Here is a 23,665-nt window from a genome sequence, read left to right as displayed (position 1 = left end):
ATTAATCCTCACTAAACATGCTCGTTCTCCTTGGAAACTATCCTTATTCTCCAATATCTATCTTTCTTGAGCCCTTTTCTTTTCAGCTCCTCAAAGTGTCTCTTGGCGATTTTGTAAAACCCATTGTCGTGGAGCAGGATTCCTTCCTTCATCGCGTCGAGAACGGAAGGCGAGAGGTTCTCCATCGCCCGGAGGAACTCCGATGGGGTGTAGGCGAGTATGTCAACCTCCAGAAAGTCCTCGTTCAGAGCGTAGAGGGGGCGCGTTCTCCTCAGGGGATTCCCCTTCAGCCGCTTGGAGACCACAATGAGGTCGTAGTCGCTGGCCCTGTTAAAGTCTCCCCTTGCCCGCGACCCGAAGAGAATTATCGTGACGTCCCCGCCGAAGTATTTGACAAGCCTTCGCACAAACCTCTCAAGCTCTCTGGGAATCACGAACAAACCCCCTCACGAATTTCATAATTTCCTCCGCGTAGGAAATAAGCTCCCTTGCAACGTCCTCGGAGTAGTACTCAAAAGGTGCGCCTTCGGGATAAGCGTCCGGGTAGCGGGGGGCTATGTAGTTCCTGTCAAGCTCCATTGCCATACTGAGAATTTCCCGCGGAACTCTAAAACCTTCAGCCCTGAGCTCTCGGAGAAGGCGCGTGATTGAGTGGCCGATTGGAGCGTAGCCAAGACCGCGCAGTAACGCTTTAACTGCCAGCTCCGTTGCCTGCTGGGCCTTAAAGCTGGCCCACTCGTAGTAGCCTTCCTCCAAATCCCTTCGGGCTGAGGCAAGGGTTCTCTCGGCCTGCTTCATCCACCGCTCGTACTCGCTCCGCTTTATCATCATGTGGGAAGATACGGTAGGCGGTATTTAACGCCTTCGGCCAGTGTTATACCCTCCGGGAGGAGGGAAATACATAAATACCCGGAGGGAGGAGGGAAATGGGCTACTCCGTCGATAGGCTTGAGAAGAAGCTAAAAGGAGATTACGATAAAGGATTATTAATAGTATTTTTTATCGGCTCCTTTGTTCTTGGGTTGGCAACTCCATGGGTTGCCTTTGACTTAGATAACTCTTCAGGAGGGGTTATTAGTTTTATTGCAGTAATGGCCAGTATGGCATTCATTCCTCTTGGAATCTTCTCAGTTTTGATGGCAATATATGAAGTTCAAGCAGACGCCCAAGAGTTCGTGGAGGCTTATAAAAGAGACTATCCCAAGGAACCAGAAATTAATCTCCTTGAATCAGGATACAAAAAAGCCCACGAATACCAGAACAAAGCATTCAAAGACGCACTTACCGCATGGCTTGGCCTTGGAGTCTACATTGGACTCGTGGAGCTGGCGCTCGTTGCTGACAACTTGGTCGTTAAGAACTGGTCGTATCTTTGGGCTGTGCTTGGTATATGCTCGATAGCCTCTTTTGTCGGGTTTGTTCTAACGATAATCTCCTACCTCCGCAAGCGCTCCATCGAAAAAGCCCTCTTCGCCATTCAACTCAAGAAGAGCGACAAGGCTGAAATCTCAATCAAGATTTAAGCTCTCCAGCGCTTTTCAATATTTTTTGCACGATTTCATCGGAGATTCTGAATCCATGCTTTCTCAGCTCTTCTACATAAGGCCCAACCTCGTTAAGCAGGCCTTTCCTCTTGGCAAGAAGCAGGATTCCAAGCGTTCCGGTTACTCTCAGTCCGAAACTCCTTGCGACTTTCCTCGCTTCCCTGTCGTCAAGAACGACCAAATCAATGTCCTTTTCAATGGCGAACGCTATCGTCTCGGCCTCCCCGTAATCAACCAGCTCAAGCAGGAACTTAACAAGCTTCTGATTCTGAGGAGAGACCTTTCTCAAAAAGTCTGCCTTTGCTATATCCACGGCCTCCTCATGCGCAACTCCTTCCACAACGGTTTCGTAGTAGACTGCATCGGTAAGTAGACCTCGTCAAAGAGCCCATCAAGAACGTGAAGCAGTCCAAGCTTGGCGAGAAATATGAGTGGCGATGAGTTTACGGCAACTCTCATGATAGCTCCTCCACGACTTTGAGGTCGTTCTCAAGCTCCTCCTCGTCGTAAGGAATTCCCTTGCCTTCCCTCGCGAGAATCTCAAGAAATTCCCACTTGCTCAGCCCAGCGAGCTTCCTCGCCTGGCCGAAAGAGAGTATTCCCCTCTCGTAAAGCCTTATAGCCAATTCAATCTTGATTCTCTCCTCTGTCTCGTCCTCGGGTAGTTTTACTATCTCAGGAAGCTCGACAACTATTCTCTTTCCCATCCTCCCACCACTCTCGTCTTGTTCCAGAACTATTTAACCCCTTCGCACAGGCCTCAGAATCACGAGGTAGTAGGGAAACCGCACCCTCGAGAGGACGACCTCAAAGTCCTCAAGCTCAATCAGCTCCTCTCGCGGAATCTTCTCCTCCCTCGGTGGACCTCGCTCCGATTCGGGGCACCACTCGATTACGAGAACGTAGTCCGCCATAGACGCCCATCTCAGATAGCCCCGCCAGTCACCGACCTCGTGGAGCGAGAGGGAAAAAGCGACGAGGTTTGGCCTCTCCGGAAGCTCGGGCGGTTTCTCGGAGAGAATTATCTCAACGTTCGCGATGCCCCGGCCCTCGATGTTCTCCCGCAGTAGCTCTGCCATCTTCGAGTTGGCCTCGACCGCGTAAACCCTCTCAAAGGCCCACGAGAGCGGGACGGTGAGGTAGCCGGTTCCGGCTCCGATGTCAACGGCTACCTTTCTCTCCATCTTCAGGGCCAGTAGATAGCGCAGTATCTCCTTTATCGGAAGCGCCCTCCTGCGCTCGGGGTTGTCGAGAGCGTCCGCGAAGGCGGGATTGAACGGCATGGCCATCACGTCAGGTAGAGTATCGCCAGCGTTAGGAGGTAGAGGAGCATCACGCTCCTGAAGACGCTCCAGCCGAGCTTTTTGATGTCCTCTATCTTGGCCACGTAGGTGGCGTCCTTCAGGTTTCTCACGAGTCTAATTGTTGGCTCAATGAGAGCTATTGCAAGGTAGGGGTTGTAGAGAACCACAATGAAAGCGGGAATCCAGGCTATCAGCGGGTACTTCCGCGGGAACTTCCTGAAGGCGAGCTTCGTCTCGACGTAGGCCGCTCCGATGGCCTCGTAGTAAGCCAGGAGGAACCAGAAGACGAGAACCTTGTCCGTAAAGGGCTTACCGGCCACGGCCGGAGCAAAGAGGGCCGGGACAGCAGGTAGTAGGTTGCCGAGCGCATACGTTACCGGGTCCTTCCAGCCCTTTGCCCGGGAGAAGGCGAAATGAAGGGCGAAGATAACTCCGACGATGGCGAGGGGAACGACGAGTTCGTCCACCGTTCCCCAGTAGAAAGCAGGGAGGAGATACGCCAGACCGTTGAGCCCCAGCGCGACGGCCATATCTCTGAGCTTCCACGCGCGGTAGGAGTCGAAGGCGTAGTCAAAGGTGAAGAAAGTAACTAAAGCGACGGCGAGGCCGATTAGCCAGCCCCTCAGGTCGGCACCACTGAGGAGTAAGCCACCAATCATGGCGAGGATTATCGTTCCTCCAGCCCCGGGCTCCCTCGGAACCCTAAAGATTCTCATCTCAGCTCCCTCCTGACCTCGTCCTTAATCGGCTTCAGGGCTTTTGCGTACTTTTCAAGCCTCTCGAAAAACCTCTCAACCCTCTCGCGGTATTTCTCGCCCTTTAGCTCGTCTCCCTCGAAAAGCTCGCCTACATTGTAGAAGAGCACCCACGAGACGGGTAGCATACGGTAGTTCGTTGCGAGGAGCTTGAGCTCCTGCAGGAGCCTTGCCCCGCCGGTAACGCTCGAAACGGTGACGATTCCAACGGGCAACCCCTCGTACTCCTCGAAGAGGGTATCGAGCAGAACTTTCAGCTCTCCGGGAAAACCGCCGTTGTACTCGGGAGCGACGATGATTAGGGCGTCGGCCTCGATTATCTTCCGCCGGTAGTCCTCAACCTCGGGTGGAACCTTCCAGCGATGGGTGTGGCAGAGTTTGTAGTCTCGAACGTCTATGAGCTCGGCGTCGAAGCGCTCCTTCGCTTTCCTGAGGAGATACCTCGCAACCCTCTCGCTTTCCCTGCCCTCTCTCCCCGTTCCGAGTATTATCTTAACCTTCATAGCAACACCGAGAAGAGTACCGTTATGCGTTTAAAGACCTTATGGGACAAAAATGGGGAACAAAAAGCCGGGAAATCAGGCGAAGGTAACGCTCCTGTCCTTCAGCGAGCGGTTGAGCAGGTCGGCGTGCTCGAGGGTAACCTGGTACTCGGCGAGCTTCTCGAGCCTGAGCTCCTCGCCATTGAGGATTATCTTGTTGACGTAGACCTTGCCCTCGTCGAAGCCGACGGTGTAGACGAAGAGGTCTTTCCTGCTCAGGTACTCCTTAATCTTCTCGTCCTTGAGCGCTTCGCTGAGTCCTCCAGCCGCGAATATCCTGACGTGGACTACGAACGCTCCGGGAACGTCCTTCTCGGCGAACTGTCTGAGGGTCTCGACGAATATCTCCTTGGTCTCCTCTATCGGAGTCTCACCGCCGAACTGGAGAACGGTAACCTGAGGGGCGAACTCCTTGACGCGCTCGGCAAGCTCGGCCTCCTTGCCCTTCTCGGCAAGGAAGTGGTAGGTAACGCCCCCGCTGAGGGTTATGAAGGTCGCCTCGGTCGCGGTCGCTATGCTGGAGCAGATGATGTTCTTACTTGCCACGACGGCAACCTTGTTGAGTCCAAGGTCAGCTAAGGCCTTCCCAACGAGCCTTCCGGTCAAAGCTCTCAGGTAAATCTCCTCCTCAAAGCTCGTCTTCGCCATTTCCAATCACCTCCCTACCCACTTATGTGGGTTTGTTCTCGATACTGACCAGTGATGTTCTGAGATATAACTTTTTCGGTTTACCTAATGAACTTTTGGTGGGCTAATCTAAAACATCTCTGGCAGAACGACAAAATTTCCCCGAATTTTCAGGGAAAACTCATCATTTTGATTACACAAAGGTGGGTTTTTGGAGAACTGCCAATGAAACGCCCAAATACATTCACTCTGACAGTCCAATTCAAAGGTTCGATAGATAAACTTATAAGGTTCGAAAACAAGAAAAAGTGAGGTGATATCATGCTGAGCGAAAGGATGCTCAAAGCTTTGAACGAACAGCTCAACAAGGAGCTCTTCTCTGCCTACTTCTACCTCGGAATCGCGGCCTACTTCAAGGAGAGGGGCCTCGACGGTTTTGCCAGCTGGATGGAGGCGCAGGCCGAGGAAGAACTCGGGCACGCGATGAAGTTCTACGACTACATCTTCAACAGAGGCGGAAGAGTTGAGCTTGAGAGGATTGAGAAGCCCAAGCAGGACTTCGAGAGCCCGCTCAAGGCCTTCGAGGCGGTCTACCTCCACGAGGTCGGCGTTACGCAGTCCATCTTCAAGCTCGTTGATTTGGCCGAGCAGGAGAAGGACAGAGCGACCTATCAGTTCCTCCAGTGGTTCGTCGAGGAGCAGGTCGAGGAGGAAGCGAGCACAAAGGCGATAGTGGACAAGCTTAGGATAATCGGCGACAATCCGCACGGCCTCTTCATGCTCGACAGGGAGCTGGGCGCGAGGAAGGCCCAGCTGAGAACGCTCTTAGCCCAGGGTGGGTGAGTTGATTCTCGTCTTCGGCGGGACGGGCTTCATCGGCTCTTTCGTTTCTTCCCGCCTTTCCAAGGTTGACGAAGTAGTTCTCGCCGTCAGAAGGCCAGTTAAGAGCTTTAAAACCGTCCGCTTTTCCAATCCTGCCGAGATACCTGCCTTAATCGAAGGGCTGAACCCCGATGTGGTGGTCAACTTCATAGGAGTCCTCAGGGGCGATTATTGGGTGGCTCACGTTGAGATTCCAAGGCTTATCGCTGAAGGCGCGAGAAGAACCGGCTCGCGGTTGATTCACACGAGCGCCCTTGGAGCGGACGAGAACTCAAGGATTCCTTACTTCAGGACCAAGGCCCTCGGCGAGAAGACAGTAAGGGAGGTTAGAAAGCACGCGATAGTGAGACCCTCGCTCGTCCTTGGTCCGGGGCAGAGGCTCTTTCGCGACACCCTACGATTTAAGGTCTTCTCCAACCTGAAAACAAGAGTTCAGCCGATTGATTTGAGGGATTTGGCCGGGCTTTACCTAAAGCTCGTGGAAGGCAAAAACGGCGAGTTCAACGCCTGCGGAGGAAAAGTCATTTCGCTCGGCGAGCTCGTGAGGAAAGTTATGAGAGAGGCCGGGAGGAGGGTGCTCCTTCTTCCGGCTCCGGAGTCAATCATAAGGCTCCTCGGAAGGCTTGACGGTTCTCTCCTCATGGCCTTAACCGAGAACACCTGCGAGAGAAACGACGCCCTTGAGCTTTTAGGAGTGCTTAGGGAACTCGATGACTCAATTAAGTGGACGGCGGAGGGGTTGGGTTGAGGTACGACCTGGCGAGCTACGTTTACGAGCCCATCAACGGCCTCCTCGAAAGGCCGACCGGAATAAGGAAAGCTCGAAAAAGACTGATTTCTCAGGCCAAAGGCAGGGTTCTCGAGCTTGGCGTGGGAACGGGCCTGAACCTTCCTCTCTACAGAAACGTGGAGGAAGTCATTGGAGTCGACATCAGCAGAAAAATGCTTGAAAAAGCGAGAAGGAAAAGGACCGAGGTCCCGGTTAAGCTGATTCAAGCGGACGCAAGAAGTCTCCCATTTCCGAATAAGAGCTTCGACACCGTCGTCTCGACGTTCTTCCTCTGCGTCGTTCCGGAGAAGGAAAGGGTTATTCGGGAGATAAAGCGCGTTTTAAAACCCAACGGTTCTCTCCTCGCTATGGAGTGTTCCCCTCCTGAAAACAGGGCTTTCAGGGCGTTGCTCTCCGGGATAAGTGTTTTAACCTCACGGCTCACGGGAACGGACTTCAGAACAGACCTTCCGGCACTCCTTCGGGGGGAGGACTTTGACGTTGAGGAGGAAAGGCTCGTCAACGGTGCCGTGAGGCTCATCAGGGCCTCTCCATAACGAGAATGAACGCTATCCTCGGGAAGAGCCAGCGAAGGCTTTTTGCCCTAAAACCCCTCTTCTCGAACTCTCCCCTAAGTTCCTCCGGCGAGGGGAAGGCATCTATCGAGTTGACAAGGTGTTCGTAGGCTTTTCCGTTACCGGTGGTCAGCTTCCCGATGATGGGAACAACCGTTCTCGTGTATAGCCATGTCATTCTTCCGAGGAGCGATGGGCTTTTTGAGAACTCAAGGATTACGAGCCTTCCGCCAGGCTTCAGAATGCGGTGGAGTTCCTCGATTGCCCGCTCCCTGTCGGAGAAGTTCCTGAGGCCGAAGGCGACGCTGACAATGTCGAAGCTTCCGTCCGAGTAAGGCATCTCCTCGGCAGTTCCGACGCTCAGCCTCGCGAAGGGGACCTTCCTCCTCGCTATCCTGAGCATCTCCTCACTGCAGTCGAGGCCGTAGAACTCGCCCGACAAATTCCGCTTTTCAAGCCTCTTCCTCATGCAGAGCATCATGTCCCCGGTTCCGCAGGCCACGTCGAGGATTTTTAACGGCCCTTCGCGGACCTCAAGGGACTTTAAAACCTCCTCGCAGGCCTTTTTCCTCCACAACCTGTCGAGACCGAGGCTTATCAGCCTGTTGGTTAAATCGTAGCGCTCCGCGATGCTGTCAAAGAGCTCCTTTACCAAGCTCCTCCCTCCCAAGCGTTTTCTTTATCTTCGCGGGCCTTCCGCCTATGAGGTAGACCCTGTCGGCGACCTTGAAGAGCTCCTCGAGCTGGTGCGAGACGACCAGAACGCCTTTTCCAGAATTGGCTAATTCCCGAATTATGGAAAGAAGTTCTTCTTTGGAGCGCGCGTCGAGGCCGGTAAAGGGCTCGTCCAGAATCAGGACGTCGAAGTCCATGAGCAGGGCACGCAGGAGAGAAGTTTTTCTCCTCGTCCCCCCGCTCACTTCCTTTGGATAGAGGTCGAGGTAGTTCTCCAGGCCGAGTCTCTCCACGTATTCGAGCCTGCACTCCCCTCCCCTGAAGCGAGCGGGCAGGCAGACGTTGTCCCTCAGCCTCTTCCACGGCAGAAGGTAGTCCTCCTGATAGAGGACGGAGGGATTCTTTACAAAGACCTCGCCCGAGTCGGGGTTCTCAACTCCGGCCAAAATCTTCACGAGGGTGCTCTTTCCCGTCCCGTTCGGCCCGATAAGGCCAACCACCTCGCCGGCCCTAACCTCAAGGCTAACCCCGTCGAGTATGAGCTCGCTGAAGGACTTTCTAAGGTTCCTCACCAGTACCAGCCTTTCACCCATTCCTCGAGCCTCCTCAGGAGTAGCTGGTCGAGGGCTATCATAAGCGCTATGAGGAGCAGTGCCCAGGCAAAAACACCGGCTTTAATTCCCAAATCGTAGGAGTAGACGAGCTGGTAGCCGATTCCGCCAGCGGAGCCAAAGGCCTCGGCAACGACGCTTATCCTGAGCGCTATTCCCAAAGCAACTCTGCCTGCCGAGACCATCTCGGGGAGCGTTCCCGGGACGATGAAGTGCCGGTAGAGCTGAAGCTTTGAGGGTTTGAGGAGAACTATCAGCGGGCGGTATTTTTCTACCACCTTTTCGCTTGAGCTCACTCCAGCCGAAAGCAGTGCCGGGAAGGACGCCATCGCGGTGACCAGTATCGTCGCGATTGAACTCGTAACGCCGAAGAGCATTATGAAGACTATCGTCCAGACGAGAACCGAGACGCTCTGGAGGAAGACGTTTAAAGCGTTCAGAAAGTCCCTGAAGGCCCCTGAGTAGAGCGCCAGAAGCATCGCGAGGCCCGTCAGAAGGGAAGCGACCAGAAAGCCGGAGAAGCTGTGGTAGAGCGTCAGCAGAAGCGAGGAGAAGATTAGGGAAAGTCCGACCTCGCGGTAGAACGCTAAAGTCTCCGCTGGGATGGGGATTAGGGCTGGGTACAGGTAGGAGAGTGCAAGCCACGAGGCCAGTGCAAAGAGGAAAAGGTAGAGCCAGCCCCTCATGCTCAACCCCTGTAGAAGATGTCGAGGTTCTTGGGGTTCTCCTTGAGGTAGCCCCCGAGGTAAGCTAACTTCCACTCGCTCTTGATGCCCCTTATCAGCTCATCGTTGAGCCTCTCGTCGTTGACCTCCGTTCTGTTGTAGAGAATATCAAGCGTTTTGTTGTCGAGGTGGTAGAGCTTTCCGAGGATTTCCTTCGTCTCGGCCGGATTCTCCTTCCAGAACTTGGCGCTCTCAATCTGGGCCTTTATGAAGGCATTGACCAAATCCCCGTGCTTTTCAAGGAAGTCCTCCCTGACGACCCAGACGAGCATTACCGGCGGTCCCTGAACTATGCCACGCTCCCTGGCCTCGTTCCAGAGCTCTGAAAACGTCGCTATTACCGTGTAGTTCTTGGCCATAAGCTGGCTCACAATCGGCTCCCAGATTACGACGGCGTCAACGCTTTTGAGCGAGTCCTCAACCGAGCCGGGCGGGACGTTCACGACTGTGTAATCCTCTGGAGTGAGGTTGTAGAGGACCTTCATGTAAGCTTGAAAGAGCTTGAAGGTTCCCGAGGCGACGACGGCGCCGATTTTCTTGCCCCTCATCTCTTCAGGCTTCATCTTCTCCTTTCCGATTATCGCCTGGTTCTGGAACATATCAACGCCGATGATTTTAATCCTTACACCGCTCTGCGCCAGCTTCGCCGCCATCTCAGCGGGAATTACCGCGAAGTCTGTCTCGCCCTTTTCGAGGGCCGCTATTATGTCGGGGGTCTTGCCGAGCCTGAGAACCTCGACCTTGAAGCCGTTCTTTCTGTCAAAACCCTTGGCCCCCATTATGTCGAGCGTGCTGATTCCTCCAAGCAGGGTCGCGGCTTTAACGGTGGGAAGCTCGTTGGTGTTCGTTGGTTTCGTCGAGTTCGAGCTTATGCAACCCGAAACCATCACAATCAGCCCGATTAGGAGCAACGCCAAAGCTTTTCTCATTCAAACCCCTCCTAAAAGCTTGTCCGCTATGGCCGAAAGCGTGAGGATTAAACCGATTGGAATGTTGAGGTTAAACGCTTTTGGAACGTTGTCAAGGCTCTTCCAGACGATTGCGTTCTCGTAGAGGATTAGGGCGCTCGCGACGAGCCAACCGGTTAAATAAACCCGGCCGAGGCCGTAGAGGAATCCAGCCAGGCCGAAGAGGGCTATAGCGAGAAGATGGAAGGCGAGGGCAATCTTGAGGGCCTTCTCTATGCCAAACCTCGCGGGGATGCTTCCAACGCCGTGCTTAACGTCGAACTCGTAGTCCATTATCGTGTATATCGTGTCGAAGCCAGCCACCCAGAAGAGGACGCCGAAGAAGAACGCCCAGGGAATCCGCGCGAGGACTTCTATGAAAGGAGCGTTGTCAGCGACGGCTATCGTTCCGCCCGCAACGGCCAGGGCGAGCGTTAATCCGAGGTGGAGATGGGGGAAGCTGTGCTTCCTCTTTGCCCCGGAGTAGCTCATCGCTATTAACCAGGGAATCGGACTGAGCAGAGCTGTCCAGCGGTTGAGAAGGACTGCCGAGACGAAGTAGATTACCGAGCCAACGACGACGAGCCACCAGGCGTCGCTCACCTTCACGGTTCCCTTAATCAGCGGTCTATTCCACGTCCTCGGGTTCTGGCTGTCTATGTCGAGGTCGGCTATGTTGTTGTAGGCTAAAGCAGAAGTCCTGAGTCCGAGCAGGGCAAGGCTCATCAGGATTAGCTCCCTCAGGGTTACCGGGAAACCGCTGAGGAAAGCGCCGACGTAAGCGTAGGGCAGGCTGAAGAGGGTGTGCTCTATTCTGACGAGCCTCATCAGCGCGTGAAACCTGTTGGCTTCCCTAACCTCTCCGGGGTCAAAGGCCATCGCTACCACCGAGGTATTCCATGAATAGGTCTTCAAGCCTTTCAAGGACTTCGGGGTCTTCTTTAACCTCCTCAACGACCCTGCCGTCCATCTCCTCAGGGAGCTTTCTGGTAGCGTCTATGCCGAGCTTGCTCCCGAGCGGAGGCCTCGGAACGGCCGGGTCGAGCGCGTCTGTGTGGGCGTGCGGGATTATTAAAACGTCCCGCTCGGGGTTCACGAAGGAAGCTATCGCCCATATCACCTGGTTTATGTCGTGGGGGTTGATATCGTCGCTGACAACCACTATGACCTTCGTCAGCGCCATCTGCCCCATTCCCCAGAGCGCGTTGAGAACCTTCTTCCCCTGCCCAGGGTAGCGCTTCTTTATCGAGACTATCGCGACGCCCTGAAAGACGCCGTATTCGGGGAAGTTCACATCGACGACCTCGGGCAAAACGACCCTCATCAACGGGAGGAAAATCCTCTCGATGGCCTTTCCGATTACGGCATCTTCCAACGGCGGTTTCCCAACGACCGAGCCGTAGTAAATCGGGTTGTCGCGGTAGTAAACCCTCTCTGCGTGGAAAACGGGGTAGAGCTCGTTCCTCTCGCTCGGCTTATCGTAGAAGCCGAAGTGGTCGCCGAAGGGACCCTCCTCGCTCAGCTCGTCAACCTGAACGTAGCCCTCTATGACCGCTTCCGCGTTTGCCGGAACGAGGACACCGTTGGGCAGGCGGTAGAGCTCCAAACCCGAACCGCGAACGAAGCCCGCGAAAAGGAGCTTGTCCATAGGATAGGGAACGGGAGAAACTGCCGTCAGGAGAGTGCCTATATCGGAGCCAATCGCTATCGCGACCGACATTCTGCCGTCGTTCCTCTCGAGGTAGTCCATCCAGGCCTGACTTCCGCGCTTGTGAACCTGCCAGTGGATTACACCCCTTTCACCGTCGAGGAGCATGACGCGGTAGACGCTGATGGAGTTAATTCCTCTCGGGTCCGAGAAGCAGACGAGCGGGTAGGTGAGGTAGCGTGAACCGTCCTTCGGCCACGTTTTAAAGGCCGGAACGAAGTTCAGGGGCTCGTCTTCCACCACGTTCCTCGTGAACTCCGCTTTTCTCACGAGCTTCGGCAGGTAGTTGCTTAGCTCCCTGAGCCTTGAGATGGAGGCCAGCTTGTCGGACAATCCAAGGGGCAGGCTTTCCATTAGCTTTAGCGGTCTCTCGCCGATTTCCTCAAGCCTTTCAACGCCGAGGGCTTCCCTAACGGTCTCAACGCTCGTGAAGAGGTTTCCCGCTACCTTCCACTCCGGGTGGCCTTTAACGCGCTCAAAGAGAACCGCGCCTGCCTTTTGATACATCGCCCTCCTCAGAAACGCGGGAATTTCAAGCTCGGGCGAAAGCTCCTCACTAACTCTAATCAGCTCGCCTCTCGCTTCAAGCCATTCCAGATAGTCGCGCATGTCCCTCATGGGAGCACCTCCGGGAGAACCCTCAAAACCCTTTCCCCGTTGCACTCCATCACCTTAAGCTTAACCCCATAAAGCCCGCTCAAAAGTTCCTCAGACAGGACCTCCGAGGGCTTTCCTTCAGCCACTATCCTCCCGTTCCTCATGAGGACGACCCTGTCGGCGAAAAGGTAGGCTAAGTTGGGGTCGTGGAGAACCGCCAGAACACCCACACCATTTCTCGCGAGCCTCTTAACGGTTCCGAGGACGAGGAGGGCGTTCTTGAGGTCGAGCTCGCTCGTCGGCTCGTCGAGGAGGAGATATTTGGGCGACGTCATCATCGCCCTCGCGAGGAGGAGAAGCCTTTTCTGCCCCCCGCTCAGGGCGGTGTAGGGCTTTTCCCGATAAGCATCGAGGCCGAAGTGCTTGAGCAACCTTTCAGCCCTTTCCCTGTGCTCCTTCCCTGGCGAGCCGAAGGTCCCGAGTTCAGGGGTTGCCCCGAGGAGGACGAAGTCGAGAACCATGAAGGGGAAGGTCGGAACGTGGTTCTGGGGAACGTAGCCGAGCAGTTTTGCCCTCTCCTTAGAGGAGAGTCTCAGAACGTCCCTTCCGTCGGCGAAGACGCGCCCCTTTTCGGGCTTCAACAGGCCGTATATTAGCCTCAGGAGGGTGCTCTTCCCCGCGCCGTTCGGCCCGATTAGGGCGACGAACTCACCCGTCTCAACCTCCAGGCTAACCCCCTCGATTCCGAAGTCCCCGTAGGAGTACGAGAGGTTATCAGCCCTCAGCATCGAGCTTTGCCTCCATCTCCCTTACCTTCTCCATGAAGTCGAAGTCTTTAGCTTTATTGACCTCGCCCCGCCTGAAGTGCTTCCCGAACCAGTCGTAATACAATAGAGTCCTCCTCACGAACGCTTTAACGTCCTCCTCCCTGTAAAGGCTCTTGCTTTCGAGCCTCTCACCGAGGACCGCATAGAAGCGCTTCATCTTCCTCCTGTCCTCGTCGCTGAGCCTTTCAACGTCAATCTCGCCCCCGATGAGCGTCCCGTAGAAGGGCGGAACTTCAAAGGCCTCTATCAGTGGCTGGGAGTAGGCTATTCCACCGTGGAGCTTCCCCATGAAGACCGAGCCGGCCAAATGCATCGCCACCAGAAAGAACGCCTTTGGAACGTCTTCAAGCTCCTCCCGGTGCTCGCTTATCCAGTCCGTCAAATCCCAGTGGGGGCCGTCGCGGTAAACGGGGGCACTCATGACGACCAGGTCGTAGCCCCTTAGCGAGGGGTTCTCCTTAACCTCCCTGACCTCCACTTCGTGGCCTTCCTCCTCGAAGAGCTTCTTAGCCAATTTTACGGCCCTTTCGGTCGTTCCGTAGCGGGTCGTGTAAACGATGAGAATCCTCAACTCCAACCACCTCCGGTTTTTCTGAGGAGATACGCGAAGAAGGGAACTCCCACGAGGGTCGTTATTATCCCAACGGGGATGTCCCCCGGAAGAAGGCGGACTATCACATCCGCCAAGACCATAACGGTTATTCCAATCGAGATTGTTGCAGGAATCAGCTTCGAGTGCTCGGGCCCGACGAGCATTCTCGCCGTGTGCGGGACTATCAGCCCGACCCATCCGATTATGCCCGTGAAGGAAATCACGAGCGCCGTTAGGAGGGCAGACAGGAACACGAAAATCCCTCTCCAGAAGGAGACGTTCAGGCCGAGGATTTCTGCCTCGTCGCCGAGGCTCATTGCGTTCAGGTTCCAGCGGAGGAGGTAGAGGAGCACGGCTATGAGGACGACTCCGGGGAGGGAATAAACCACCGTCTTCCACGTTGAGTTCGCCAAGCTTCCCATCAGCCAGACGACTAAACCGGATAAGCTCTCGCTCGGAAGGAGCAGTTCGAGGAGGTAAAGCAGGGCGGAGAAAAGGGCAGTAACGATTATTCCGCCGAGGATTAGCGAGACGGTAGAGACCCTGCCGTTGACGCGCGCGAGGTAATAGGCTAAGAAAACCGCCAAGAGGCCGAAGGGGAGCGCGAGCGGTGCGAGGCCGATGAAGGGGAGGAAAGCGACGGCCAGTGCTGCGCCAAAGGCCACTCCCGATGCCACGCCCAGAATGTAGGTATCAACGAGAGGGTTTCTGAAAACTGCCTGAAGGGTCATTCCGCCTAAGCTCAGGGCTATTCCGGCCGAGACACCCATAAGCGTCCTCGGAAGTCTGAATTTCCAGATTATGGCCTTGGCTAAGCTATCGAGGTGGAGCGGGTTGGTCGGGTAGCTACCCACGAAGACCCCGAGGAGCACCGCCACCACCGGAAGGATTACCAGAGTCAGTTCTCTCTTCATCTCAAACACCGCAGAGCGAGTAGAGTTCCCCCGCGACTCTTTTCCACTTCGGAAAGGCCCTTCCGTGAACAAACCTTCCGAGCTGGTAGATTCCCGGGATTATGCGGGGACTCCAGCGCATGAAGCTCTCAAGGTCGAGGGCCGAGCCGACTATGTGCGCGTTTCCGAGCTGAACGGCTTCGATTGCCCTCCACTCGGCCGAGTCAAGGATTTCGTCCCTTATCTCTTCCATCTTCTCCCTGTCCGTCATTATGCTCGTGAGCAGGAAGAGGTGCTCCGCATCGCCGAAGGCCCTGAAGAAGCGCTCCTTCTTTACCGGATAGACCTTCCGCCTTGTCTGTATCCTCTCGCCGAGGTTCATCGCCCCTGCTTTTCTAACCGCGTCGCTCAGAACGTTGGTCCTCGTTACGACGTTGAAGTTCCGGTAGGTGAGCAGGGCTTTAGGCCTCTCCTCGATGGCTTCAGTTATCTCACCCAGCCTCGTCAGGTGCTTCTCATAGAATTCACCGAGCCTTGAAAAATCGCCGTTCGTCAGTTCGGCTATCCTCCTGCTCGCCTCGACGAGGCCTTCAACAGTCTCGAAGTCAATCAGCTCGACCCTTGCCCCTATACGCTCCCCAAAGGCCCTCAGCTCGTTCCCTGAGTGCAGGTTCTCAACCTCGAAGTCGAGGATAAGGTCCGGCCTAAGCTCCTCCAGAACGTCCCAGTAGGTCTTCTTGCTCCTCTTGAGGTACTTCCCGATGACAGGCTTATCCTTCAGCTCGGGAAGGCAGGGGTCAAGCCTGATTTCCTCGTTCACCCCGGCTATCTCCCCGGCTTTCCCGACGAGTTTGACGATTTCCGCGAGACTCGCTGGAAAGACCGCTATCATCGTCCCACCCCAAAAGGAAAATCAGGAGAGGCCGTAGAACCTCTTCAGAAAGTCCTTGGCCTTGTCATTCCAGGCGGGGTAGTAGTCCGGGTAGATTGCCTTTCCAATGACCCAGATTCCCACTGCCAAGCGCGGGCTCCAGCGGAGGAAGGAGTCCTTGCCCATGTCCGCCCTGAGGATTACTACGTTGCCCTCCCCGACGGCCTTAATGCCCTTCCAGGCCTCATCGCTGAGCATCTCCTCCCTGAGCTTCTCGACCTTCTCGTAAGGCGTTATTGCGCTCGTGAGGAGGATTACGACGTCGGCGTCGCGGTAGCTCGCTATTATCTTCTCCCCGTCCATCGGGACCCTAACCGGTGTGTAGCCGTTGAAGGTCAGGTTCACGAGGTAGTTCGCCCCCACAAGCCTGACGGCCTGAGCAAGGACGTCGTTGCCGTTGACGAGGTAGAGCTTGCCCATTATCGGCTGTATCATTACGACCTTCTTCCTCTCGTTGGCCGGAACCTTTGAGGCTATGGCCTGAACTCCCTTCACCTGCTCGTTGAAGTAGTTGTCGAAGGCTTTGGCCTCTTTCTCCCTTCCGAAGAGCTCGCCGAGGAGCGAAACGGCCCTGGGTATGTCCTCGAGGTTATCCTCCCTCAGAAGAACAACCGGAATTCCGTAGCTGGCGGAGCGGTTGAGGAGCTCGTCAACGTTGTAGAACTTCTTCAGGTCGAGGTCGATGATTAGGTCGGGCTTCAGAGCTAAAACCTTCTCCCAGTCGGTAATCTTGAGCCTCGCGCCGACGACGGTCTTGTTCTTCAGGCTTTCGCTCAGTAAAGCGTCGTACTGGGCTTCCTTGGGAATCCCGACGACCTGGTCGCTCGCGTTGAGGAGCTGGATTATTTCGAGGGCGGAAGTCGAGAGAACGACCGCCCGCTGAACCGGAACTTTAACCGTGACGCTCCTTCCCGAGAAGTCCTTCACGGTTACTTCCTTTGCCGTTGCCTCGCTTGAGGTTCCGGTTGAGTTGCCCACGCAACCGGCCGAAACGACCGCGAGGAGGAGAACGACCGACAGGATTAGACCGCTCCACCTCATCTCCACCACCTCAAATCGGCTTTTGCCCTCCGAAGGTTCCGATTGGAAGGTTCAGCCCGAGTTCGCCGGCGAGCCTGAGGTATGAGCCGGGCTCGTACGGGCAGGCCGGGTCTTCGGCGAGAGGGTTTAAGCTATAGGCGTAGGCCCTCGCCCGGCTTCCCCCGCAGATTTCCCTGAACTCGCACTTCCCACAGCGCCCCTCGAACTCGGCCGAGCGGAGCTTTTTCATAAGTTCACTCTCCCTGTAAATCTCGACCAAACTTTTCTCGCGGACGTTGCCGACGCTGAAGGGCAGGAAACCGCTCGGGTAGACGTTGCCGTTGTAGGCGATGAAAACGATTCCCTTTCCGTCGCGCGTCCCCATCGTCTGCGCCCTCGCCTCTCCACCTCCGCCGAGAAGCTCAACGAGCCTCTTCTTCAGCCGGAAGTAGAGTTCCCCTGGCTTGAGAACCTCGTCGGGGTCGAGTCCCCTCTCCTCAAGGGCTTTCCTCATTATCGCTACCCTTCTGAACATCGGGCCCTCGGTGGTCCTCACGAGGAGGTGCTTCGAGGCCTCGTAAAGGAAGTGCGTGACGTCCTCCCACTCCTCCGGCCTTAGATCGCTCTCGAAGTTGCCCCTCCCGGTCGGGACGAGGTAGAAGACCTCCCAGATTTCGACGCCGAGGTCTTTGAGGAGCTTCACCATCTCGGGCAAACCCTCAACGGTCTCGCGCATCACAACCGTGTTCACCTGAACGCTTAGGCCGTGTTTCAGGAACTCCTTGATGGCCCAGACGGTTTTCTCCCACGTCCCTTCTATGCCTCTGATTGCGTCGTGGACATCTGGAAACGGGCTGTCGAGGCTTATGCTTACCGCCTTAACTCCGCTCCTCGCGATTCTCTCGATTGTTTCCTCGGTCAGGAGAGGTGTCACGGCAGGGGCGAGGCCTACCCTTACGCCCTTCTCAACAGCGTAGTCAATAAGCTCGAAGATGTCCTTCCTCATGAGCGGGTCGCCACCGGTGAGAATGAGTATCGGGTAGGGCCTTCCGAAGTCGGTGAGGGAATCGATGAGGGCCTTTCCCTCCTCGGTACTCAGCTCGCCCGGCAGTGCCTGGAGTATCGCCTCCGCTCTGCAGTGCTTGCACTTGAGCTGGCAGGCCTTCGTCGTCTCCCAGAAGACGAGGACCGGCTTCCGGTCGTAGGGCCAGCCGGTAGATCTGCCTCTGTGCATTTCGACCACCGTTTTTTAGGTTTCCAGAAGGAACTTAGGTGACTCGAATTATAAACTTTTCCCTAAAAAAGTTCGAATATCGAAAAAGGAAAGGGGAACTCAGTAGTAGCCCTCCGCCTCGGTGACCTTTCCGCCGAAGGCCCTGTATACGTAGAGGGTGTAGGCCATGATGATGACCGCCAGGATCAGCGAGATTCCCAGGACGGCCTTGAGGGTCAGTGGAGATGCCGCGAGGTCGTGTATGCTGAGCTTGAAGTTCGGGTCGGTGGTCGAGATGACCCAGTAGGGGTACATCGTGTAGTAGACGAGGAACACCACGAGCGGGAAGGCCAGCCAGCTGATGTAAAATGTTAGTTTCTCCTCGCCCTTCTTGATGAGGTAGCCGTCGAGCAGCCCTGCCACGAGGATTACGACCGTCAGGAAGAGTCCGAGTGGGGTCATGAGCCTCTCGAACCTCAGCGGGGCCCAGATCTTCATGCCGATGACCGTGAGCAGGAGGAAGACGACGGTCAGGAGCCAGGCCTTGAAAGCAAAGTCCCTCATCTTCTCCTGGAGCTTTCCTGTGGTCTTGTAGACGCCCCAATTGGCCCCGTGCCAGGTCACCGCGAAGAGCACGAAGAGGCCGACTATGAGCGGGTACGGCCTGAAGAGCGTCAGCAGTGAGCCGTGGAAGCCCTTGGCGTCGATGGGGATTCCCATGATGAGGTTGCCAACGATGACGCCGATGACGAGCGGGATTAATGCGCTGACGAGGGCGAAGAGCTTGTCCCATAGCTCTTTGTTCTTGTTTCTGAACTCAAAGCCGACAGCCCTGAATATGAACAGGAACGCGAGCAGCCAGACCGCGAGGTAGAACGTGCTGAAGAGCGTCGCGTAGAGCGCCGGCCACATCGCGAAGAGCCCGGCTCCCCAGGTGATGAACCAGACCTCGTTGCCGTCCCAGACCGGCGCGATGGTGTTCACGAGTATGTCGCGCTCCCTCTGGTCCTTGATCAGGGCGAGCAACGCGCCTATGCCGAGGTCGAAGCCGTCAAACGCTAGGTACATTCCAAGGAGGAAGGCGGAAAAGTAAAACCAGGCACTCGCGTAGTCCATCACTGACCACCTCCCGCGGCGCTAACGGCAGGGGTTGGCTTTGAGGTGAGGTCACCCTCAACCGGCTCGGGGCCCTCTCTGATGAGCTTCCTGACGAAGTGGAGCCAGATGTAGAACAGTATGCTGTAGACCACGACGAAGCCTATGAGGGTTATCAGCACGTGGGTTGCCGAGACGTTGGAGGATACACCCGTGTTCGTTGTGACGAGGCCCCAGACCATCCATGGCATCCTGCCGACCTCGTGGGTGAACCAGCCCGCCTCGCCCGCGAGCCACGGAAGCGGTATCGTCACGACGAGCACCTTGAGGAACCATCTGGCGTCGTAGAGCTTGCCGAGCAGGAGGAGCAGAACGCCCACGAGGCCGATCAGTATGAAGAGCGTTCCAAGGCCGACCATGACGCGGTAGGCGTAGAACATGAAGGCAACCGGCACGGCATCTTCAAGGACCTTCACCATCTGCTCGTTGGCGTCTGGAGCGTTGGGATCAACGCCGTGGGCCTTCATTATACCCTCTATGACCTGCTTCTTCACCTTCTCGTTCTCGAAGTTCGGGTTGTTGAGAACCTGCTCGTACCATACGTATCTGGCCGCGTCGTGGAGCCCCATAACTTCAGCGTTCCAGTCGCCAAAGGCAAGCCAGCTGAGGAGCTTTGGAATTCCTATGGCAGCCTTAACCTCCTGGTTCTTCTCGTCCACTATTCCGAATATGACCATGGGCGCACCCTTCTCGGTCTTGAAGAGGCCCTCGTCTGCGGCGAGCTTCGTGGGCTGGTACTTGGCTATGACCATGCCCTCCTCGTGGCCCGTTGGATAGAGCTGGATTATAGAGCTTATCGCGAGAACGACTATGCCCAGGGCGAGCGCGCTCCTCGCGACCTGGACGTGCCTCTTCTTGAGCAGGTAGTAGGCGCTGACCGCGACGACTATGTAGGCGCCGGTGAGGATTGCGGAGTTTATTGTGTGGGTGTACTGGCTGACCAGGAGAGGGTTGAAAACTGCCTTCATGAAGTCGGTCAGCTCGGCCCTGGGGCCAAGAGGCGTGTCCCTGATGATGTAGGCTGTCGGCGTCTGTTGCCAGCTGTTGGCGATGAGAATCCACAGGCCGGAGAGACTCGAACCGATGAACACGAAGAACGACGAAATCCAAGTTATGGCCCTCGGGAGCCTGTCCATACCGAAGAGAAGCACACCGAGGAACGTCGACTCGAGGGCGAAGGCGAAGAGACCCTCAAGCATCAGCGGCGGCCCGAAGATCGAGCCGACGAAGACCGAGTAGTTGGCCCAGTTAGCACCGAACTCGAACTCCATGACGATTCCAGTGGGGACACCGAGGACGAAGAAAACCCCAAGCCACTTGCTGAAGAACTTCGCCGCCTTGTGCCACTGCTCCTCGTTCGTTATCGCTGCCATGGTCCATAGCAGGAAGACCATGAAGGCCATTCCTATGCTCGCGGGCACGAAAATCCAATGGTAGCCCGCGGTCAGGGCAAACTGTATCCTTGAAAGCAGTATGGGATCCATACCATTTCACCTCCCAAAGTTTGCTCCTCAAATCGAAAACACCGATGTCCAAACTTATAACGTTTTCGACTTGGCAACTTTTGGTTTTCGACGTTTGACTAAAAATAACGAAAAACATCAGCTGCCGGCTTTCGGCTTCGTGAAAAAGCCCAGTCCGTTCTTCTCCAGAACCCAGATGAGAAATCCTATGCCGAAAATCATCCCCGGAACAACCCAAACGACGTTGTGGAGCAGGAACGCCACCAAAACGAACAGCAGGGCAAGCACTATCGCCGTTAATCCCGCCTTCACCTCAGTTCCGGTTTCAGCCTTCACCGCCATGGGAACCACCGAAGTATGATTTGGGAACTTCTTCTTAAAGGGTTTTCGTCTCCGGGACTCAAACCTTTAAGGTATGAAAATCGAAAGGGTTAAATACTCCCACACACCATATCCACCAGAGGTACTACACGGAGGTGCACTTTTATGGCCAGGGTTTTGGTTCTCGGAGGAGGCACCGCCGGTCTCGTGGCGGCGCGCTATCTGAAGGCGGAAGCGGACAGACTCAAGCTTGACGTTGACGTAACGATGGTGACCGCGAGCGAGAGGCACTACATGCCACCGCTCTTCATGGAGGTTGCGCTCGGTTCCGCCGAGGGGCACGAGACCTGGGCGCCGATAAAGAACGCCGAGAAGGTCTACGGCTTCAAGGTTGACATCGATAGGGTTACCGAGATTGACCTCGATAACAGACAGGTAAAGACAGAGGGAGGAAAGGTTTACGACTACGACTACCTCGTCCTCGGCCTCGGCGTCAAGTACGTCTGGGACAAGTACAAGGGACTGGCCGAGCACGGCTACCACAACTTCACCCTTGAAGGGGCCCTTGAGCTGAGAAAGGCCCTCTACGAGTTCAAGGGGAAGAGAATAGTCATCTACACCCCCGAGGCACCGCACCGCTGTGGCATCTATCCATACGAGATGGGCCTCAACCTCAGGATGTACTTTGAGCACCGCGGAATTGACGACGTCGAGATTACCGTCGTTCACCCGGACAAGGAGCCGGCCATCGGACTCGGTCCGGACCTCGTCAGGTTCTTCAAGAGGGAAATGGAGAAGGCGAGGGTGAACTTCATCAGGAACGAGGGGCACGTTGAGATAACGCCGAACAAGGTCATCACCAAGAACGCCGAGGTTGAGTACGACCTCCTAATCAAAGTGCCACCCATAGCGATTCCCGACGTCATGGCCTTCATGGCCGACGAGAAGGACCCGCGCTGGGCCAAGGTTAAGGGACCGGACTTCCGCTACCCCGGCTACGATGAGGTCTACGTCGTCAGCGAAGCGAGCATGCCACCGCTTGGACTCTTGACAGCGGGCGTTCCGCTCCACAACGCCTCGATAGTTTCCGCGACGAGCATACTCCACCAGATACACGGCGGGTTCCCGGTCGCGGAGTACGCCCCGACGATGTGCGTCGGCCACGGCTACAACACCGGCTTCGTCGGCAACTGTGAGTACGAGTGGACCGGAAGCAAGTACAGGCGCGAGTGCTACCTGCTCTTCAAGAGCCCGCTGGTCAGGATGATGAAGGACTCCTTCTACAGGGGCTGGCTCGACAGTTTGAGGCTGTGAGGTGAGGAAGATGAGCGAGCTCAATTTCACCCCCGAAGAGATTGCCGCCGTTAAGGAGCTGGTTGAGGTTGCCGTGGCTTTGAAGAAGAGCGGAACACTCGGAATCCTCAGGGCCATGACAGAGAACGGTGATAAGTTGCTTGAGACCATAGCCGAGGAGAAGGCGATACTGAGGCTCACCGCGATAGGGAATTCTGCCCTCAAACCGGTCAGGGAGCTCGAGGTTGAGGACGTCAGAAAGCTCAGCTGGAACACGGAGGAACTCGTCAAAGCGCTGCTCAAGGCCCTCGCGGAGACCAACCCCAAGGAGGTTCCGAAGGTCGGAATGACAGCCGCTCTCGGCTACCTCCGCGACGAGGACGTTCAGAAGGGTCTCGGCTTCCTACTAACTCTGGCCAAGAACCTCGGAGCGGCGTTGAACGAGAAGTAATTCTTTCCTTTCTTTTCGGAGGTGAAACCTTGAGGGTTCTCTTCACATACATGGGGGCACCGACGACGCCCGATGAAGTTGAGGACTTCATATTCCGCTTTCTCTACGACGTGAGAAGGGATATTGGCCTCGACGTGCCCGGGGCAAAGGCGATAATCCGGGGCATAGCCAAGGCCCGCGCCCGGGCAGTTAGGGGCCACTACGCGGTTATGGGCGGGAAAAGCCCCCTCGTGGATTACATGCGCGAGATAGCCGAACTGGTAGGCGAGAGAACCGGTCACGAGATGGCGCTCGGCATGTGCTATTCTAAACCCCTCCTCGAGGAGCTGAGCGACGGCTTCGACCTTGTCTTCCCCCTCTACCACGTATACTCCAGCTCGACGACCGAAAGGTGCCTGCTCAAGGTCAGGGAGCTCTTCGGCGATAGGCCCTACGTCAGGGAGTGGTGGGGCAACGAGAGGTTCATCGCCTGGGTCAGGCACAACATCGAGAAGGGCTTAGCTGAGAGCGGTTTTGAGAACCCCTACGTCGTCCTGAGCGTCCACAGCCTGCCGAGGAAGGTCATCGAGAGGGGCGACCCCTACCTGAAAAGCCACACCGAGCTGGCTAAGAGGGTCATGAAGGCCTTTGACCTCGAGTGGGAAATGGCCTTCCAGAGCAGGTTCGGCAAAGGCGACTGGCTCGGGCCGGAGGTTCCGGAGGTCCTGGAGAGACTTAAGGAGGAGGGCGTCGAGGAGGTTCTGGTTTACCCGCTCAGCTTCCTCGTTGAGAACGTCGAGACGCTTTACGAGCTCGACGTTGAATACCGGGAATTTGCTGAAAAGCTCGGGCTTAGGTTTTACCGGGCGAAGCTCGACCACAGGCACGATTACCTCATCTCGGCGATAGTCCAGGAGCTTAGGAGGTGGGAAGATGGGAAGGCTTAGCGACGCTTTCATAGCCTACGTCTTCGGCTTTGTCGGGGGAATTCCCCTGCTCCTCATGAAAGATACTGACGAGCTAACGAAGACCCACGCGGCCTACTCCAGCGTGGTGGGCTTTTTCTTCTGGATTGCCTTCATGGGGGCCTGGCACATGTACCCCGGCTACCCCGAGTTCGGCTGGTCGCTCTACGTCTTGGCCCTCTGGTACGTCTACGCGGCCTTCGGGATGTGGAAGATGCTGAGGGGAGAAACCTACAGGATTCCCGGCATCGAGGGACTGGCCAAAAAGCTCATTAAGGCCATATCCCCAGCTGTGTGAGGG

The 23,665-nt window shown here is 56.0% G+C and carries 32 protein-coding genes; 8 read left to right on the top strand and 24 right to left on the bottom strand.

Annotated features, from left to right (window positions below; all coding sequences use genetic code 11):
• Positions 1-11: 11 nt before the first annotated feature.
• Both TAM4_RS02930 and TAM4_RS02925 read right to left on the bottom strand, forming a co-directional pair.
• Entirely contained in the window at positions 12-434 is a 423-nt protein-coding gene (locus TAM4_RS02930; RefSeq protein WP_014121747.1) for a nucleotidyltransferase domain-containing protein, read from the bottom strand.
• Entirely contained in the window at positions 415-828 is a 414-nt protein-coding gene (locus TAM4_RS02925) for a HEPN domain-containing protein (protein WP_083820440.1), read from the bottom strand. Before TAM4_RS02925 ends, TAM4_RS02930 begins: the two co-directional genes overlap by 20 nt.
• Positions 829-926: 98 nt before the next feature.
• Between TAM4_RS02925 and TAM4_RS02920 the strand changes: the two genes are divergently transcribed.
• Positions 927-1,523 (top strand): hypothetical protein, encoded by a 597-nt coding sequence (locus TAM4_RS02920; protein ID WP_048149813.1) that lies wholly within the window; start codon positions 927-929, stop codon positions 1,521-1,523.
• Here the strand turns inward: TAM4_RS02920 and TAM4_RS02915 are convergent.
• From TAM4_RS02915 to TAM4_RS02890, 7 genes are all read right to left on the bottom strand, one after another.
• Positions 1,513-1,857, bottom strand: coding sequence for a DUF3368 domain-containing protein (locus TAM4_RS02915; RefSeq protein WP_014121744.1), 345 nt, complete (start codon positions 1,855-1,857; stop codon positions 1,513-1,515). The two genes, TAM4_RS02920 and TAM4_RS02915, sit on opposite strands and share 11 nt — an antisense overlap.
• Positions 1,848-2,003 (bottom strand): hypothetical protein, encoded by a 156-nt coding sequence (locus TAM4_RS11750; RefSeq protein WP_162467901.1) that lies wholly within the window; start codon positions 2,001-2,003, stop codon positions 1,848-1,850. The genes TAM4_RS02915 and TAM4_RS11750 overlap by 10 nt, the downstream gene beginning before the upstream one ends.
• Positions 2,000-2,251 carry a UPF0175 family protein gene (locus TAM4_RS02910; protein WP_014121743.1) on the bottom strand — a complete coding sequence of 84 codons (252 nt, stop codon included), beginning with the start codon at positions 2,249-2,251 and terminating at the stop codon, positions 2,000-2,002. The genes TAM4_RS11750 and TAM4_RS02910 overlap by 4 nt, the downstream gene beginning before the upstream one ends.
• 33 nt (positions 2,252-2,284) lie before the next feature.
• The gene (locus tag TAM4_RS11490) at positions 2,285-2,833 is read right to left on the bottom strand and encodes a methyltransferase domain-containing protein (protein WP_148258592.1); all 549 of its coding nucleotides are present in this window, start codon (positions 2,831-2,833) and stop codon (positions 2,285-2,287) included.
• Positions 2,833-3,564, bottom strand: coding sequence for a hypothetical protein (locus tag TAM4_RS02900; protein WP_014121741.1), 732 nt, complete (start codon positions 3,562-3,564; stop codon positions 2,833-2,835). Before TAM4_RS02900 ends, TAM4_RS11490 begins: the two co-directional genes overlap by 1 nt.
• Positions 3,561-4,106, bottom strand: coding sequence for an NADPH-dependent FMN reductase (locus tag TAM4_RS02895; RefSeq protein ID WP_014121740.1), 546 nt, complete (start codon positions 4,104-4,106; stop codon positions 3,561-3,563). Before TAM4_RS02895 ends, TAM4_RS02900 begins: the two co-directional genes overlap by 4 nt.
• A gap of 75 nt (positions 4,107-4,181) precedes the next feature.
• Positions 4,182-4,793: a hypothetical protein gene (locus tag TAM4_RS02890; RefSeq protein WP_014121739.1), complete on the bottom strand. Its 612-nt coding sequence runs from the start codon at positions 4,791-4,793 to the stop codon at positions 4,182-4,184.
• A 300-nt stretch (positions 4,794-5,093) separates the two neighbouring features.
• Here TAM4_RS02890 and TAM4_RS02880 point away from each other — a divergent pair, with 300 nt between their 5' ends.
• From TAM4_RS02880 to TAM4_RS02870, 3 genes are read left to right on the top strand one after another with little or no spacing between them, the layout of a single operon-like run.
• Positions 5,094-5,615, top strand: a complete 522-nt coding sequence (locus tag TAM4_RS02880; protein ID WP_014121738.1) for a ferritin — start codon at positions 5,094-5,096, stop codon at positions 5,613-5,615.
• A 1-nt stretch (position 5,616) separates the two neighbouring features.
• A complete protein-coding gene (locus TAM4_RS02875; RefSeq protein ID WP_014121737.1) occupies positions 5,617-6,402 on the top strand; it encodes an NAD-dependent epimerase/dehydratase family protein in 786 nt (261 codons plus the stop codon).
• Positions 6,399-6,980 (top strand): class I SAM-dependent methyltransferase, encoded by a 582-nt coding sequence (locus TAM4_RS02870; RefSeq protein WP_014121736.1) that lies wholly within the window; start codon positions 6,399-6,401, stop codon positions 6,978-6,980. Before TAM4_RS02875 ends, TAM4_RS02870 begins: the two co-directional genes overlap by 4 nt.
• On the opposite strand, the gene ubiE is transcribed toward TAM4_RS02870, so the two are convergent.
• From ubiE to TAM4_RS02800, 15 genes are all read right to left on the bottom strand, one after another.
• Positions 6,964-7,653: a bifunctional demethylmenaquinone methyltransferase/2-methoxy-6-polyprenyl-1,4-benzoquinol methylase UbiE gene (gene ubiE / locus TAM4_RS02865; protein ID WP_014121735.1), complete on the bottom strand. Its 690-nt coding sequence runs from the start codon at positions 7,651-7,653 to the stop codon at positions 6,964-6,966. The two genes, TAM4_RS02870 and ubiE, sit on opposite strands and share 17 nt — an antisense overlap.
• Positions 7,634-8,266, bottom strand: a complete 633-nt coding sequence (locus tag TAM4_RS11590; protein WP_014121734.1) for an ATP-binding cassette domain-containing protein — start codon at positions 8,264-8,266, stop codon at positions 7,634-7,636. The genes ubiE and TAM4_RS11590 overlap by 20 nt, the downstream gene beginning before the upstream one ends.
• Positions 8,242-8,970, bottom strand: coding sequence for an ABC transporter permease (locus TAM4_RS02860; protein WP_014121733.1), 729 nt, complete (start codon positions 8,968-8,970; stop codon positions 8,242-8,244). Before TAM4_RS02860 ends, TAM4_RS11590 begins: the two co-directional genes overlap by 25 nt.
• A gap of 2 nt (positions 8,971-8,972) precedes the next feature.
• Positions 8,973-9,938, bottom strand: a complete 966-nt coding sequence (locus TAM4_RS02855; protein WP_014121732.1) for an ABC transporter substrate-binding protein — start codon at positions 9,936-9,938, stop codon at positions 8,973-8,975.
• Positions 9,939-10,835 carry a 4-hydroxybenzoate octaprenyltransferase gene (locus tag TAM4_RS02850; RefSeq protein ID WP_014121731.1) on the bottom strand — a complete coding sequence of 299 codons (897 nt, stop codon included), beginning with the start codon at positions 10,833-10,835 and terminating at the stop codon, positions 9,939-9,941.
• A complete protein-coding gene (locus TAM4_RS02845) occupies positions 10,825-12,282 on the bottom strand; it encodes a UbiD family decarboxylase (protein ID WP_014121730.1) in 1,458 nt (485 codons plus the stop codon). Before TAM4_RS02845 ends, TAM4_RS02850 begins: the two co-directional genes overlap by 11 nt.
• Entirely contained in the window at positions 12,279-13,049 is a 771-nt protein-coding gene (locus tag TAM4_RS02840) for an ABC transporter ATP-binding protein (RefSeq protein ID WP_014121729.1), read from the bottom strand. Before TAM4_RS02840 ends, TAM4_RS02845 begins: the two co-directional genes overlap by 4 nt.
• Positions 13,036-13,659, bottom strand: a complete 624-nt coding sequence (locus tag TAM4_RS02835; RefSeq protein ID WP_014121728.1) for a flavodoxin domain-containing protein — start codon at positions 13,657-13,659, stop codon at positions 13,036-13,038. The genes TAM4_RS02840 and TAM4_RS02835 overlap by 14 nt, the downstream gene beginning before the upstream one ends.
• A complete protein-coding gene (locus TAM4_RS02830; protein WP_014121727.1) occupies positions 13,656-14,594 on the bottom strand; it encodes an iron ABC transporter permease in 939 nt (312 codons plus the stop codon). The genes TAM4_RS02835 and TAM4_RS02830 overlap by 4 nt, the downstream gene beginning before the upstream one ends.
• Before the next feature lies 1 nt (position 14,595).
• Positions 14,596-15,465, bottom strand: coding sequence for an ABC transporter substrate-binding protein (locus TAM4_RS02825; protein WP_014121726.1), 870 nt, complete (start codon positions 15,463-15,465; stop codon positions 14,596-14,598).
• Positions 15,466-15,486: 21 nt separating this feature from the next.
• A complete protein-coding gene (locus TAM4_RS02820) occupies positions 15,487-16,545 on the bottom strand; it encodes an ABC transporter substrate-binding protein (protein ID WP_014121725.1) in 1,059 nt (352 codons plus the stop codon).
• A gap of 10 nt (positions 16,546-16,555) precedes the next feature.
• Positions 16,556-17,758 carry a TIGR04053 family radical SAM/SPASM domain-containing protein gene (locus tag TAM4_RS02815; RefSeq protein ID WP_014121724.1) on the bottom strand — a complete coding sequence of 401 codons (1,203 nt, stop codon included), beginning with the start codon at positions 17,756-17,758 and terminating at the stop codon, positions 16,556-16,558.
• 99 nt (positions 17,759-17,857) lie between these two features.
• Positions 17,858-18,853, bottom strand: coding sequence for a cytochrome d ubiquinol oxidase subunit II (cydB, locus tag TAM4_RS02810; RefSeq protein ID WP_014121723.1), 996 nt, complete (start codon positions 18,851-18,853; stop codon positions 17,858-17,860).
• Positions 18,853-20,376 carry a cytochrome ubiquinol oxidase subunit I gene (locus TAM4_RS02805; RefSeq protein WP_014121722.1) on the bottom strand — a complete coding sequence of 508 codons (1,524 nt, stop codon included), beginning with the start codon at positions 20,374-20,376 and terminating at the stop codon, positions 18,853-18,855. Before TAM4_RS02805 ends, cydB begins: the two co-directional genes overlap by 1 nt.
• Before the next feature lie 117 nt (positions 20,377-20,493).
• The gene (locus tag TAM4_RS02800) at positions 20,494-20,697 is read right to left on the bottom strand and encodes a hypothetical protein (RefSeq protein WP_014121721.1); all 204 of its coding nucleotides are present in this window, start codon (positions 20,695-20,697) and stop codon (positions 20,494-20,496) included.
• A 144-nt stretch (positions 20,698-20,841) separates the two neighbouring features.
• Between TAM4_RS02800 and TAM4_RS02795 the strand changes: the two genes are divergently transcribed.
• Genes TAM4_RS02795 through TAM4_RS02780 form a run of 4 tightly spaced genes read left to right on the top strand, consistent with a single transcriptional unit; the run spans position 20,842 to position 23,662 of the window.
• Positions 20,842-21,990: an NAD(P)/FAD-dependent oxidoreductase gene (locus TAM4_RS02795; protein WP_014121720.1), complete on the top strand. Its 1,149-nt coding sequence runs from the start codon at positions 20,842-20,844 to the stop codon at positions 21,988-21,990.
• 10 nt (positions 21,991-22,000) lie between these two features.
• Complete coding sequence (locus TAM4_RS02790; protein ID WP_014121719.1) at positions 22,001-22,420, top strand: DUF1641 domain-containing protein; 420 nt, start codon at positions 22,001-22,003, stop codon at positions 22,418-22,420.
• 29 nt (positions 22,421-22,449) lie between these two features.
• Complete coding sequence (gene hemH / locus TAM4_RS02785; protein ID WP_014121718.1) at positions 22,450-23,346, top strand: ferrochelatase; 897 nt, start codon at positions 22,450-22,452, stop codon at positions 23,344-23,346.
• The gene (locus TAM4_RS02780) at positions 23,333-23,662 is read left to right on the top strand and encodes a hypothetical protein (RefSeq protein WP_014121717.1); all 330 of its coding nucleotides are present in this window, start codon (positions 23,333-23,335) and stop codon (positions 23,660-23,662) included. Before hemH ends, TAM4_RS02780 begins: the two co-directional genes overlap by 14 nt.
• Positions 23,663-23,665: the final 3 nt, after the last annotated feature.

Source organism: Thermococcus sp. AM4 (assembly GCF_000151205.2).
Taxonomy (GTDB): Archaea; Methanobacteriota_B; Thermococci; order Thermococcales; family Thermococcaceae; genus Thermococcus.
This window is presented reverse-complemented; position numbering and strand designations above follow the sequence as displayed.